We start from the raw sequence: 12,955 nt of genomic DNA on the forward strand, positions 1-12,955 counted from the left end.
TACTTCGATTTAATTGACAAATAAATAAGTTATTATTTTAATACTTAATTATTTATTTGTCTATCGTTTGTTGGTGTAATTTTTTTAGGGTGTCTAGTTAGGACGCCATTTGTTGACCAGACGGTGTCCTATTCTCCAACTTAATCAACAAGTCAAACACAACCCGACTCCTTGGTAACGTTAAACCGATTGCGTTGCCACGTGGTATTCGTTCCGTCAGCACCGCAGCACATGGAGGGGTGCTCGTTAGCCCAACCAAGAATGCATTGATTCCGGAATACATGCGAATTGATTCAGGTGCGTACGAAGAAGATTGTGCATGGGCAATACCGGCAGTAGTCTTCGAGGCAGATTGGCGCAATTGGGCTAATACTACCAACTGGACAACGGGAGAATTCCAAATGGAATGCGCGTGGAACAGCCTCAAAAACTGGTATCCAGATGCGTATGAGAAATTTGCCGGTAAGGTACTTCAGATCGGTGAGTCCTACGTGAACGATGAGCGGCTACTCAAAGCGCAAGTCAGAGAGGCGTTTGTCGTATCGGCAGCATGGGGCGAGTGGCAAGAGGGCGTTCCGAAAGGTATGGTCGGAGTTCTGGCGAGACGCGATTCTGACGGCGACCGAATCTATTGTTTGGTACCAAAGGAAGAGTACGAGACGCGAAAAAACTTGGTTGTTGGTAAAGCAGGCACATTCGTAGTGGACCAGGCACGTCATCAAACCATTCCTATGCCACAGTATGCGATGTAGGAAGATTTGAAGGTTCACCTGACTAACAAAAAATGTTTAATCAACATTGGAAAAGTAGTTAATCAACGCCGGTAACGGCAATTAATCAACCATAAGGGAACCGTTCTGGTTTCCATCAATTTTTGAGGTATTTTATGTATCTACAAATTAATGACAAGATGTCACCCGAAGATGCTGCTGATGCTCTGGTATTGCATGCAACCAATATCGCAGCTGCAATTAAACGACATGACAACTGCTTTTTCGATAACCGCGCAGTAAGTCTTAAGGTTGTGCTCAATTTGTTAGAGCAGTATGTTCGACAAGAAGATCTGGCAAACCTGGACACCCAACAACCACAGGTTATGGGTACATAGTTCAAGGAAAAGTAGTTTCAAATCAAACGCCGGTAAGAATACCGGTCGCTCAATCAACAGCCATCGGATTCGACCTAACGGCGAATTCTTTGGTGTATTCTGCTATTATTAGGCAAAGGAGTAAGAAATGGCGATGTCAATACAATTTGATACCCTCGATTATGCAAGAAAACTTGAAACTGCCGGTGTATCGGCGGCTAATGCTGAATTGCAATCAAAATTGATGGCGGACGTCCTTGGGAAGTCGGTAGCATTTCCAGGTGATCTTGTCGCGATTGAACGCAATCTGACAAATAAGATCGAATCGAGTGAGCTGAAGATCGAAAATAAACTGGCAACCATGGGTGGTGAAATGGTACTGCTTAAATGGATGGTCGGAACCTCAATTGGGTTAAGTCTTACGATCCTCACAATTCTTTTGAAAACGTATATACGTTGATTTTTGGATTAATTTAAATGCCCTCTTTCCTACAAAGGATAGAGGGTTTTTTCTTGTTCCAAACTGAAATTGGTGTATTATTTGGGAATCTTCACTAGGCAACTGGCATCGTTAGAAATAGAAGTTTGTTTTACCCGTCTCTCAGAGGCATGGACTACAGATCGAGCTGGCGGCTAAACCAGCATCTGCAAGTATCAGGTTATCCTGAACATCCATTGGCATTTCTGCCAACCAATCATTTAAACAGAGTCTTGTCGCGTGCGTACTTGCGCAGATGACAGAATTTTTTCGTGCTCGTCACGATAAATGCAGCTGGTTCATCCAGTATTTTCAAAGCAGCACTTCAAGTTCATCCATGCACCGTGCATCGATGAGCCTTGCTCAATCATTTTAAGCGCCGATCATCGGCATTAATTTTGAAGTCACATATCCGTCTTTAACGTCGGAAAAGTAGTTTTTCACATCAATGCCGGTAACGGCAATCAACCACTCTGGAGGGAACGCCCTGCTGGGTAGTTTCCTCTTAAATTTTCAAGAGAGAATCAAATAAAATATGCATAAACCTTGGTACATGCCGGTCGTCAATTTTGGAACGCACGCCGTTGTAGGAACATTAATTTTTTTGATTGTTGGTGCTCCAGCTGTCGGATTGAACATTCTCGTTGAGTTACTAGAAACACACTTGAGAATTCACGGATTCGTGATCTATGCCCTGAAATTTCTTGAATCTGCTATTCTTGGCATTGACGTTGTGAGCGTGACGTATTACATTGTGGTTAAGAGCTACAAAGAAATTAAGGATATGACATCATGAACAATTATTCAATTTTGACCCACATCAAAGAAGTGGCGAAGGATGATTTGCGCGTTTGGGCAGCACCTTTTGTCGCCATCTATCGAACCGCAAAAAACGAGATAAAGCGGCCTAATGTGAATGGTAAAAAACACCAATTACGTTCGATCGATCACAAATAATTTTCTCTAAAGCAATACAAAAATACAAAACCCTCTTTCCTCAAGGATCGAGGGTTTTTTCTTGTCTCGGCCTAAATTTCGTGTATTATGTAAGAATGACCGCTAGGCAACTGGCATCGTTAAAAATAGAAGTTATTTTTACCCGCCTCTCAGAGGCACTGATCGAGCTGGCGGCTAAACCAGCATCTGCAATTACAGGTTATCCTGAACACTCATTGGCATCCCTGCCAAACCATCATTTATACAAAATCATGTCGCGTGCGTATTTGCGCAGATGACAGAATTTTTTTGTGCTCGTCACGATAAATGCAGCTGGGTCATCCAGTATTTTCAAAAGCACCATTTCAATTTCATCCATGCCAGGCGCATCGATGAGCCTTGCTCAATCATTTTAATTGTCGGTCACCGGCATTAATTTTGAAATCACATATCCTCTTTTCAGAGGTAATCAATCAACCTGCGGGAACATATCCCCGCATGGGGATATTCCGCTTATTTTCTAAGGAATATTATGTCTAATTTTGTAATTACAGTAGCCATTTCTGTCAAGGCAGAAAATGAACCACAAGCCGAACGATGTCTTGAAAGCGCACTCGATAATTTAATGGGAGGGGATCTTGGATCTTTCGATCTCATCCAAACGCTAGAGAACGAAAAAACGCAGTACTACGTCTGGCATGGTGAAGGCCAATGTGACAATAAGACTGACAATCTTGAGGAAGCTCGCCGAATCAAGAAGGAGTTTTTAGACGAAGGCATTGCCGCATACATCGCTGACCACGAAAACAATACGATTGGTGATGAAATGGAAGCCATACCCGTCTTTGATGCAGGTCGTCAATTTGACAGCCCAACTGAAGCCATAGCGTTAATCATGCAGCAGTCCAATCCCACGGAAGCTTTGTTAGCAGTAGTACGCGCCAACGTCGAAGCGGGTGAATGTGGATTTGCATCAGAAGTTATCCGTGACTTTGGTGGGATTTAAAACCGAAGGAAAAGTAGTTAATCAAGGCCGGTAACGGCAATTCATTCAACCCAGTGGGCATCTCCCACTGGGAAATGTTCCACTATATATTTTTGGAGCAAAAAATGACTTTACTTACGGTATTCGCAAAGAAAGAAAAATCTACCGAACCACTTGATAAACTTCTTGGATTTTCAAATAAACTGGATACGGTTATTTACAAAGATAAAGAATGCACCCAATTCTTTGGCCGGTTCCCTTGGTACTTCATAAAAAATCCACGTCGGAACTCAAAGCTGATAACACTAGACTGCTGCAATTGGAATTTGGTTTAGTGTAATTAATCAAGATAAGTAGGTGTATCAGTCCCTCACCGACACTTGAAACACAAATGTCATTCCTTTTCTTGGGAGTGGCATTTTTCTTGCCAACACATCTCCGACTTTAACGTTCGAAAAGTAGTTAATCAACGCCTCACCCGAGGCAATTCAAATCAACCCAGGAGGGAATGTCCTTCTTGGGCATTCTCTTATTTTATTTAAGAGGAACACAACCATGGGCCGAGAAGCACAAACACCAGTAGCAAGCCGCTGGATGTTAAAGAATGAAACGAAGGGTCGTGTGTTTTTCGTTCTTGAGCGTAAACCATTCGGTAAACTCAGCCTGATGCAAGAGGGTCGCACTGTATTTTCAGATTCCTCAGTGAAGGACATACTTGCAAATTTCAACCGGCTTGAAGGCAGAGCGCATTTGCCTGCTGGCTGGACTGCATAACGTCGGAAAAGTATTTTTTCACATCAATGCCGGTAACGGCAATCAATCAACCCAGTGGGCATTCCCACTGGGGATGCTCCGTAATTAATAGGAGTAAATTAAAATGACAACATCATCACCTTGGGGCATAGCCCAGACCGTTAAAAACATTGCACGTGGTATTCGTTCCGTCAGCACCGCAGGACATGGTGGGGTGCTCGTTAGCCCAACCAAGAATGCATTGATTCCGGAATACATGCGAATTGATTCAGGTGCGTACGAAGAAGATTGTGCATGGGCAATACCGGCAGTAGTCTTCGAGGCAGATTGGCGCAATTGGGCTAATACTACCAACTGGACAACGGGAGAATTCCAAATGGAATGCGCGTGGAACAGCCTCAAAAACTGGTATCCAGATGCGTATGAGAAATTTGCCGGTAAGGTACTTCAGATCGGTGAGTCCTACGTGAACGATGAGCGGCTACTCAAAGCGCAAGTCAGAGAGGCGTTTGTCGTATCGGCAGCATGGGGCGAGTGGCAAGAGGGCGTTCCGAAAGGTATGGTCGGAGTTCTGGCGAGACGCGATTCTGACGGCGACCGAATCTATTGTTTGGTACCAAAGGAAGAGTACGAGACGCGAAAAAACTTGGTTGTTGGTAAAGCAGGCACATTCGTAGTGGACCAGGCACGTCATCAAACCATTCCTATGCCACAGTATGCGATGTAGGAAGATTTGAAGGTTCACCTGACTAACGAAAAATGTTTAATCAACATTGGAAAAGTAGTTAATCAATCACCTTGGGGTGTAATCTGCCCTCGGGTGAATTACATCCTTGGGATCAATCAAGGAGAAATAATGCATAACAAAATGCATTACAAATACGTAGCACATAAACGAAACTCTATGTGTGCTACAATCATGTCATTGTTTACCTCGTTAGGAGTTATCATGACAGCAACGCTTTCATTTCGCACCACGCAAGAGTTTGTACTTCAAACACATTCTTTTGCTGACATGCTCGGTCTCAAGAACTCTGATTATGTTCGTGAGGCAGTGCGTGAAAAAAACGAACGTGTGATGGCAGAACGTTTGGCAAATTTATCTCGTAAACTTTCGGCTAAACATGCTGAATTTAACGAATCAATTGAAGGTTCTTTGGGAGATGGTATTGCCTAAAGTAAAACGAGGTCAAATATGGGAAGTCGATTTTGATCCCCAAACACACAAAGAAGAGCCGGGCAAACGCAATCGTCCGGCTCTTATCATTCAAACCGATAATCTGAATAACGTCGGACATTCGACAACGATTATCATCCCAGGAACCACTGATATTGAAGACGAAGATTGTTTTCCTGTTCGTGTGGCGCTAGGTCAACTACCAGGTTTGAGTAAACCAACTGACTTGCTCATCGATCAGGTTCGATCAATATCGAACAAGCGTTTCATGGGTGCGAAACATATCGCTACGTTGAGTACCAACCACATGCGACGCATTGAAGAGGCATTACGTATTTTGATGTCACTCTAATCATGTAAGCCAACAGTACTAAACCCTCTTTCCTTCAAAGGATTGAGGGTTTTTTCTTGTTCTAAACTGAAATTGGTGTATTATTTGTAAATCATCGCTAGGCAACTAGCACCGTTTAAAGAAGTGAGTTTCACCCGCCTCTCAGAGGCATGGACTACAGATCGAGCTGGCGGCTAAACCAGCATCTGCAATTACAGGTTATCCTGAACAATCATTGGCATCCCTGCCAAACCATCACTTATACAGAATCATGTCGCGTGCGTATTTACGCAGATGACAGAATTTTTTCGTGCCTGCACGATAAATGCAGCTGGGCTATCCAGTATTTTCAAAGCATCACTTCAAGTTCATCCATGCCAGGCGCATTGATGAGCTCTGCTAAAGTATTTTAAGCGCCGTTTCACGGCATTAATTTCGAAGTCACATCTCCTCTTTTTGAGGTAATCAAATCAACCCTGCGGGTTAATCCCGCTCGGGATTCCTCGCGACATTATTAGGAAAAAATATGACCAACAATCAATTATCCTTCATGGCCACTGCAATCATGAATGGTAATCAAATCATTGACACCGAACACGGCAAAAAACGTCTTAGCGGCTTAACAGCGATGATTCAATCTGTAGTGCCAGTTCAACTCTTGCAACGTGTGGAAAGCTTTCTTGCTGGTTTTGAAGACGATGAAACACAAGAAGGCGTCCATGAGATGTTGAAAGACATCAGAGACGTTCTTGATTCAAAAAAGCGATCGGAAAAGTAGTTTATCAATGCCGGTAACGGCAATTTAATAATCTAAGCGGGTACGCATCCCCGCTTGGGGGATGCTCCGCAACATTTTGTGGAGTAACAAATTGGAAAACGTTTTTATTAGCAAGAAAATTCTCGCCAGTCTAATTGATATGTCAAGACTACACGTTGATGACATCGAAACTGGTATCGAAGATGGAACCTACATCTCGTCTGAAAACGAAGATATCGACATCAAGTCCAAAAATCTTGGTTTAGCCGAGACACTATATAAGGACGCGACGGTCGGAAAGACGTTCGTCGAACCACCATGTCTTGACGAGAAACAATCACCTCGAAGATGTCTCGTTGTTGTCAGTGGTGGCGTTGCTGATTCTGTGTATGACGATGGCGTGGATGTGGAGATTTTTGATTGGGATAATTACCGAGATGACCCGAGGGGCACAGGTGGAGTATCAAGCCATTTTGCCGACTTGGCCGCTCCTCTGGATATTCCAGTGCAATCCTGATCAATCAATTCATAGACCGGTTCACTGGTAATTCAATCAACCAAGCGGTCAGCTTTCCCGCTTGGGGAAGCTCCGCATTTAAACCAATGGAGTAACAGAACAAGACCTTCAGAACGTTCTTGCATCTAATCAGTTATCGGCCAGTAGTGTCAACGGTCGAACAATTGAGCAGCTAGCAAAAGAGTATTTCCCAGAATTAGATTTCCAATTAATTGAAGAAGCAGCGTTGTCAGGCGATTCAATGGATGAACAAATCGATTATGCAAATGATGAAATAGCTAGTCAGTTGCGTGAAATTGGTGTCTTAGAACCAGCAGAAATAGAACAGATGGTCGAATAGAAATTCCATCAACTCTTGAAACACAAATGCCATTTCCTTCGGGGGTGGCATTTTTCTTGCCAACACATCTCCGTCTTTAACACCGGAAAAGTAGTTCAATCAACGCCTCAACCGAGGCAATTCAAATCAACCCATCGGTCAAGTCTTTCCGCAATTGGAATACACCCTATTAATCTGAGAAATATTATGAAACTAGTAAATTTACCATCAACAAATGTTTGGATTAATCCTGAATATGTGACATCTGTAAGACCTGCAACGGTTATGAAAAATGGCCCGAACGCAGGACAAACAGGAGTAGAAATTGAATATGAAGGTAATTCTGGATACAGAACACGTACGACTGAAGTCTACGGAATAACCGTCGAAGAAGTTGTGGCTCTCTTGTCAGAATAAATAATCGGAAAAGTAGTTTTCAACGCCTCGATTTGAGGCAATTCAATCAACCAGTGCGGAAAGCATCCCGCCTGGGATGCTCCGCATAAGCATAGGAGCAGTAAATCATGACAACCCTATATAAACAGAAAAATGCGTATGAGGTGATGATTCGAAGAACGATCATTGCACGAATGCATATTAGACATAACGGCGAAAGGCAGCTTCGTATTCTGCAGGGCATGCCTCGGGAAGATACGCTTAATAAGCTCCTGACAGACTGTCCAATCTTTTGTCGCGAAAACGGAATCAATAGCAATACATATCCGTTGTTATTTTCGTAATCACAAATGCCATTTCCTTTTTTGGGAGTGGCATTTTTCTCGGCTAAACATATCCTTGTTTAACGTCGGAAAAGTAGTTAATCAAGGCCGGTAACGGCATTCAATCAAACCAAAGCGGATACGCAAATCCCGTTTTGGGATTGCTCTGCTTTTAATCGTATGGAGCTTATATGAAACAACTGTTTGCGTTTTTAAATGGCATGAGAGAGTTTCGATCATCATTTACAACTCACTATCCAGAAACACTAGAGGAATCGTACGGGTGGGGGCGAGAAATTGCTCACCGGCTGACGCTCAGAAAGTTTGAAGAATCTCATTAGTCATCTATTAAAGATGGTCTAACGGAAAAGTAACTTCTCAAATCATCGCCGGTAACGGTAATCAATCAACCTGTGCGGAACGCATCCCGCCTGGGATGCTCCGTATTTATAACCAATCTTGGAGTAAATATGAATACTTTAGACAAAGTAAAAACAGCAAATGAGGACATTCCAGTAACAATGGCATTGTTAGCATTCGTTGGTGTTTTACGTTCAGCACGTCAGCAATTTTTGGAACACAATCAATTATCAGAAGCTTTAAAACTTCCAATTGATAATAATTGGTATCAAAAATTTCAGGACCTCTTCTATTCTGGACTTAAGAAGGAAGCAGAATTAATCGGCTTAAAACTAAATCGAATCACATTTGAAACCATTATGGATTTAAAAGTGAGCGATGAAGTAATGGTAACTAGTTCCGATGATCTAGCAAAATTCTATGTGTTCAACGAATGGAGTGGAATTCGTAAGATTTCCCGCTAGGAAAAGTAGTTAATCAATCGCCGGTGACGGCACTAAAACCAACCCAGGAGGGAACCCTTCTGGGTCCCTTCAATTCGGAAGGAATAACAATGTATTTCAAAAGTCTATCAGAAGCTTCCAAGTGTCGAAATGAAGCCTCACGGTGTTTTCAGAATGGAAGGAGAACGCTTGCGTTGCGATGGGTAAATATTGGGAAGGGCTTCGTACGCAACGCGGCGCAATGTCGTATTGTTTTCTTTGAAAATGGTGATGTTCCTCTGCCGTAACTGAGAGGCAACAAAGCACAAAGTTCACAGTCGACACATTATTCCCATTTAGGTATAATTCAATATGAATATTAAACAGAAACCTCTCCACTGGATGGGATCTTCAAAGAAAGACTTGAAGGCTCTGCCAGCAGAAGTTCAGGACACATTTGGTCATGCGCTCAATATGGCACAGGATGGAATGAAATTCGACGGGGTGAAACCGCTACGTGGTTTTGGTGGGGCCTCTGTCCTCGAAGTTATTGAGGATTTTAATAGCGACACCTATCGCGCTGTCTACACGGTTAAATTCAAGGACGCAGTGTACGTTTTGCACTGTTTCCAGAAAAAATCAACCAAGGGCAGTGAAACGCCAAAGCCGGATATGGATCTGATTCACGAACGTTTTAAAGCGGCGGCAGCAATGCATGCAGAAGGAGAAAAGAAATGAGTGGAATCGACATCGAGAAGGGCAGTGGCAATGTGTATGCGGATCTCGGCTATGAAGAGGCGGGGGAAATGCAAGTGAAGTCGCGCCTGGCAGCCAAGATCAGCGAAATAATCAAACATCGCCATATCACCCAGCAAGAAGCAGCAGATATTCTTGGAATGACTCAACCCAAATTATCGGGGATGTTACGTGGCCAGTTCAGGGGAATTAGCGAGACAAAAATGTTGGAATGTCTTAACCGGCTAGGAAGAGATGTCCAGATTGTGATTCGAAAAGCATCACGCTCTCATCACAGTGGCAAAACAAGTGTTGTTTTTGCCTAAATAACCATGACCAATCAAACCCGCTTCGGCGGGTTTTTTTTCGTCCGGAATTTCGTGCCGATGCCGGATTGACGGCCAGGGAAATTTTCCGTTGAGTGGTGTCAACGCGTCATTTAACAGTTTTTAATGCAATTTTTTTGATACAATCGGATTATTCCAATTTCGAGATATTCCTGACATGGCAAAAGCACAACTTGTAAGCGACCAGCAACTCAGAGAAATCATTAAAGTAGCCCGTATTACTAGTACTGAGCACGCGCTACGGAACGTAGCTCTCATATTCACGTTGTTCGCCACAGGATTGACGCCTAAAGAAATCGCTCAATTAGAAGTTCGAGATTATTGCAAGCGATCGAATTCAGTTATTCCGGAAAGCGTGGTGAGAGCAGAGATTGCTTTTAATGGTGCCGAGCGTCCTTTAATGTGGGTAGCACCTAAAGTCGTAGCAGCTATTGATGCGTATCTGGAACATCGTGTACTCCATGGACTTGGTGTGTCTGTCAGGTCCGGTGAGGGTGGTGGATATCGCGGGCTTCAGCCAAAATCTGCTTTGTTCTTAGCACGTGATGGACAAGGATTCTCAATTAGTTCGTCTGAAAAAAATGGAAAGATTTATTCAGAGAGTAATTCGCTAACACGCTTACTCAATAAGGTCATGAGTGATTCCAATATCCATGGTCTTACTACAGCTAGTGCCAGGAGAACATTCGCCGCAAAACTCTATCAAAACAATAAGGGGGCAATCAATATCAAGGATATGGCCCACATCCTCGGTCTAAAGAGTTTAAAGGCAGCTAAGAAATTGGTGGAAGCCGATGCTGTGAATATGCGTGATGCGATACAAGGAGTGATTTAATTTTTGGTGTTTTGAAACATTTTTGATTATTTATATATTATGGACTAAACTAAACTAAGTTTTAAAAAGGAGCGTTATGCTAACCATTAATATACATGAAGCGAAAACACAGTTTTCAAAATTAGTCGAAACCGTTCTGCAGGGCGGTAACGTCACGATCGCTAGGGCCGGAAAGCCGGTGGCCAGGCTTGTTCCGATTGAAGAACCTACAGTTATGCGTAAGCCAGGCTCCATGAAGGGACAGATCAAGATTGCAGATGATTTTGATGCTCCCTTGCCGACAGAGCTACAAGATGCATTTGTGGGGCATTGATGCGGATATTGCTCGATACCCATGTTTATCTATGGTGGCTTCAGGACAGTGCTCAACTTTCCAAGTCTGCCAGGCATAAGATCATGACTGCGGCCGATGTCTACGTAAGTAGTGCGTCGATTTGGGAAGTGGCTATCAAAGTTGGCATTGGTAAGCTCGATGTTGATGTGGATGTTTTAGTCGCAGAGATCGTCAAAAATGGATTTCAGGAGTTATCCGTCACTGCGGTACATGCTGCCAAAGTGAGGCATTTACCTGAGATTCATCGCGATCCGTTTGATCGAATTTTAGTAGCGCAAGCGTTGTGCGAGCCACTGCAATTATTGACTGCAGATGGCATTTTGTCTGGATATTCAGAACTTATTGAAATGGTATAAAAATGGCCAATTTATTAGATTTAGCAGCAGAAGATATTAAATACAATCCAGATCCATTGCTGGATGCGGTAATCAAACACCTTCACTTAAAAAACGATGCAGCACTCTCACGTGTATTGGCAGTGGCTCCACCTGTCATCAGTAAAATACGCCATCGTAAATTACCGATTGGTGCGTCACTATTGATCCGCATGCACGAGGTCACCGATATCAGTATCAAGGATCTGCGTGGCTTGATGGGCGATCGTCGCGACAAATTTCGTATTAGTGACCTATCATTCAAACCTAAATCGAATGCGAATACTTTGAAAGATGAATGACTTGAAAATTTCAACAACCCCTGGCTTGTACGAACGGTGGCTCTCAATAGAACGTGCCAGTGGTCGATCTATGACTGACATTCTTGCTGATCTCAATGCGGTCGCTGGCACCAATTACAAGCACAACTGGCCATCTGTAGTTGCTGGCCGGGGCTATGAGCTTGAGCGCTGTCCCGTTGCCGTGCGTCGTTACATGATGACGAAAGTGCTGGCGGATGAGTTGAGTGGGCTTGGAAAAGAAATACCAAAAAATCAGTTAGAAAAGTTAATAATTGCCTTGACTTAGTAACGCGGCGTTACTATACTTAATCAAGTTAAATTGATCCCGAAAGAAAATATGCCACAAGCAAATCAAGCAAGAATTGCAGAGCTAAAAAGCCTAATTGCGGCATACGCTGATTGGGATAACATGGAAAACTATACTTGGCTGGGTCTTGAATTGAAGAAGTTGGAACGGAGTGAAGTATCACTTCAAGGGTGTGCCAGAGTTCGTGATTGCAATCTCGAACTTCACGATGGTTCGATTCCATGCAACGCCGCGTGAAAGCAAAGCGTCCTAAAGGTAGGTTGGTGCATCCTTGAAGTTGTATTTGTAAATTTATTATTTGGAAAATGTAATGGATCTGACTCGTATCTCAAAACCAAAGCAAGCCGTCATTGCTGATGCTGTTTCGGCTGGATACATGGTTGAGCACTGTGGGGATTCAGCAATCAACTTAGTGCGGTTTTCTAAACATGTGAAACCAAGATTGTTGCGTGGGTTGAGAATTTTTGCAGACGGTACTGCGTATGACCTGATGGTGGATTTGAGTTGCGCAAAAACCATTCGTTCTGCCGAAATAATGCGCAATACGCTTGGTCTTTCAAAGTAATTAAAAAAGGACAAATCGTGGCAGCTCCAAAAATTCACAGATGCAAAGTTGGGACAATCCCCGGCCTCGTTGTTTTGAAAGCTGGCACGAAACCTAGTATGGATAAGAAAATTGAATTTAGAAATCCTGCTCACGGCAGTAAGTGGCAGTTCGGAAGAGTTACAAAAGTAAATGACGATGGATATTTTTTCATCGATTTGATATAGGAAAAATTCGTGCTTGATTTGGGGTCGATTTGTTTTAGGTGCAATAAGTGACGGTAGGAGATCGAGCACTGGCGTGGGGGTAGTTCTGTAAGTCAATGATTTCATTAAG

General features: G+C 43.1%; 24 protein-coding genes. All 24 read left to right on the top strand.

Annotation, left to right across the window (positions count from 1 at the left end; translation table 11 throughout):
* Nucleotides 1–194 precede the first annotated feature (194 nt).
* The 24 genes from AAKU61_RS20510 (at nucleotide 195) to AAKU61_RS20625 (ending at nucleotide 12,846) form a co-directional block, all read left to right on the top strand.
* Entirely contained in the window at nucleotides 195–752 is a 558-nt protein-coding gene (locus AAKU61_RS20510; protein WP_354335275.1) for a DUF7007 domain-containing protein, read from the top strand.
* Nucleotides 753–886: 134 nt separating this feature from the next.
* Nucleotides 887–1,108 carry a hypothetical protein gene (locus AAKU61_RS20515; RefSeq protein ID WP_323492820.1) on the top strand — a complete coding sequence of 74 codons (222 nt, stop codon included), beginning with the start codon at nucleotides 887–889 and terminating at the stop codon, nucleotides 1,106–1,108.
* A gap of 127 nt (nucleotides 1,109–1,235) precedes the next feature.
* On the top strand, nucleotides 1,236–1,547 hold the full coding sequence (locus AAKU61_RS20520) for a hypothetical protein (RefSeq protein WP_323492821.1): 312 nt from the start codon (nucleotides 1,236–1,238) through the stop codon (nucleotides 1,545–1,547).
* A gap of 553 nt (nucleotides 1,548–2,100) precedes the next feature.
* A complete protein-coding gene (locus AAKU61_RS20525; protein ID WP_354335278.1) occupies nucleotides 2,101–2,361 on the top strand; it encodes a hypothetical protein in 261 nt (86 codons plus the stop codon).
* Nucleotides 2,358–2,522, top strand: coding sequence for a hypothetical protein (locus AAKU61_RS20530; RefSeq protein WP_323492822.1), 165 nt, complete (start codon nucleotides 2,358–2,360; stop codon nucleotides 2,520–2,522). Before AAKU61_RS20525 ends, AAKU61_RS20530 begins: the two co-directional genes overlap by 4 nt.
* 95 nt (nucleotides 2,523–2,617) lie before the next feature.
* Nucleotides 2,618–2,800, top strand: coding sequence for a hypothetical protein (locus AAKU61_RS20535; RefSeq protein ID WP_354335280.1), 183 nt, complete (start codon nucleotides 2,618–2,620; stop codon nucleotides 2,798–2,800).
* A gap of 233 nt (nucleotides 2,801–3,033) precedes the next feature.
* Nucleotides 3,034–3,507, top strand: coding sequence for a hypothetical protein (locus tag AAKU61_RS20540; RefSeq protein ID WP_354335282.1), 474 nt, complete (start codon nucleotides 3,034–3,036; stop codon nucleotides 3,505–3,507).
* Between the two features lie 534 nt (nucleotides 3,508–4,041).
* Entirely contained in the window at nucleotides 4,042–4,260 is a 219-nt protein-coding gene (locus AAKU61_RS20545; RefSeq protein ID WP_323492825.1) for a hypothetical protein, read from the top strand.
* Nucleotides 4,261–4,363: 103 nt separating this feature from the next.
* Nucleotides 4,364–4,966, top strand: a complete 603-nt coding sequence (locus AAKU61_RS20550; RefSeq protein WP_354335284.1) for a DUF7007 domain-containing protein — start codon at nucleotides 4,364–4,366, stop codon at nucleotides 4,964–4,966.
* 93 nt (nucleotides 4,967–5,059) lie between these two features.
* Complete coding sequence (locus AAKU61_RS20555) at nucleotides 5,060–5,416, top strand: antitoxin of toxin-antitoxin stability system (protein WP_354335303.1); 357 nt, start codon at nucleotides 5,060–5,062, stop codon at nucleotides 5,414–5,416.
* Entirely contained in the window at nucleotides 5,403–5,768 is a 366-nt protein-coding gene (locus tag AAKU61_RS20560; protein WP_354335305.1) for a type II toxin-antitoxin system PemK/MazF family toxin, read from the top strand. Before AAKU61_RS20555 ends, AAKU61_RS20560 begins: the two co-directional genes overlap by 14 nt.
* Nucleotides 5,769–6,273: 505 nt before the next feature.
* Complete coding sequence (locus AAKU61_RS20565; RefSeq protein WP_354335286.1) at nucleotides 6,274–6,525, top strand: hypothetical protein; 252 nt, start codon at nucleotides 6,274–6,276, stop codon at nucleotides 6,523–6,525.
* 91 nt (nucleotides 6,526–6,616) lie between these two features.
* Complete coding sequence (locus AAKU61_RS20570; protein ID WP_354335287.1) at nucleotides 6,617–7,021, top strand: hypothetical protein; 405 nt, start codon at nucleotides 6,617–6,619, stop codon at nucleotides 7,019–7,021.
* 526 nt (nucleotides 7,022–7,547) lie between these two features.
* On the top strand, nucleotides 7,548–7,757 hold the full coding sequence (locus AAKU61_RS20575) for a hypothetical protein (protein WP_354335289.1): 210 nt from the start codon (nucleotides 7,548–7,550) through the stop codon (nucleotides 7,755–7,757).
* A gap of 772 nt (nucleotides 7,758–8,529) precedes the next feature.
* Nucleotides 8,530–8,883 carry a hypothetical protein gene (locus AAKU61_RS20580; RefSeq protein ID WP_323492832.1) on the top strand — a complete coding sequence of 118 codons (354 nt, stop codon included), beginning with the start codon at nucleotides 8,530–8,532 and terminating at the stop codon, nucleotides 8,881–8,883.
* Between the two features lie 330 nt (nucleotides 8,884–9,213).
* Nucleotides 9,214–9,579, top strand: a complete 366-nt coding sequence (locus tag AAKU61_RS20585; RefSeq protein WP_323492833.1) for a type II toxin-antitoxin system RelE/ParE family toxin — start codon at nucleotides 9,214–9,216, stop codon at nucleotides 9,577–9,579.
* Nucleotides 9,576–9,902, top strand: a complete 327-nt coding sequence (locus AAKU61_RS20590; RefSeq protein ID WP_354335291.1) for a helix-turn-helix domain-containing protein — start codon at nucleotides 9,576–9,578, stop codon at nucleotides 9,900–9,902. Before AAKU61_RS20585 ends, AAKU61_RS20590 begins: the two co-directional genes overlap by 4 nt.
* Before the next feature lie 178 nt (nucleotides 9,903–10,080).
* A complete protein-coding gene (locus tag AAKU61_RS20595) occupies nucleotides 10,081–10,758 on the top strand; it encodes a site-specific integrase (RefSeq protein WP_354335293.1) in 678 nt (225 codons plus the stop codon).
* Between the two features lie 76 nt (nucleotides 10,759–10,834).
* Complete coding sequence (locus AAKU61_RS20600; RefSeq protein WP_354335295.1) at nucleotides 10,835–11,071, top strand: type II toxin-antitoxin system Phd/YefM family antitoxin; 237 nt, start codon at nucleotides 10,835–10,837, stop codon at nucleotides 11,069–11,071.
* Nucleotides 11,071–11,448, top strand: a complete 378-nt coding sequence (locus AAKU61_RS20605; RefSeq protein WP_354335297.1) for a type II toxin-antitoxin system VapC family toxin — start codon at nucleotides 11,071–11,073, stop codon at nucleotides 11,446–11,448. The genes AAKU61_RS20600 and AAKU61_RS20605 overlap by 1 nt, the downstream gene beginning before the upstream one ends.
* A gap of 2 nt (nucleotides 11,449–11,450) precedes the next feature.
* Nucleotides 11,451–11,768 carry a hypothetical protein gene (locus AAKU61_RS20610; protein WP_323492838.1) on the top strand — a complete coding sequence of 106 codons (318 nt, stop codon included), beginning with the start codon at nucleotides 11,451–11,453 and terminating at the stop codon, nucleotides 11,766–11,768.
* Between the two features lie 70 nt (nucleotides 11,769–11,838).
* Complete coding sequence (locus AAKU61_RS20615) at nucleotides 11,839–12,054, top strand: hypothetical protein (RefSeq protein ID WP_323492839.1); 216 nt, start codon at nucleotides 11,839–11,841, stop codon at nucleotides 12,052–12,054.
* A 331-nt stretch (nucleotides 12,055–12,385) separates the two neighbouring features.
* Nucleotides 12,386–12,640, top strand: a complete 255-nt coding sequence (locus tag AAKU61_RS20620; protein WP_354335299.1) for a hypothetical protein — start codon at nucleotides 12,386–12,388, stop codon at nucleotides 12,638–12,640.
* Nucleotides 12,641–12,657: 17 nt separating this feature from the next.
* Nucleotides 12,658–12,846, top strand: coding sequence for a hypothetical protein (locus AAKU61_RS20625; protein ID WP_354335301.1), 189 nt, complete (start codon nucleotides 12,658–12,660; stop codon nucleotides 12,844–12,846).
* Nucleotides 12,847–12,955 lie beyond the last annotated feature (109 nt).

It is taken from the genome of Undibacterium sp. GrIS 1.2 (genome assembly GCF_040544435.1).
Taxonomy (GTDB): Bacteria; Pseudomonadota; Gammaproteobacteria; order Burkholderiales; family Burkholderiaceae_D; genus Undibacterium.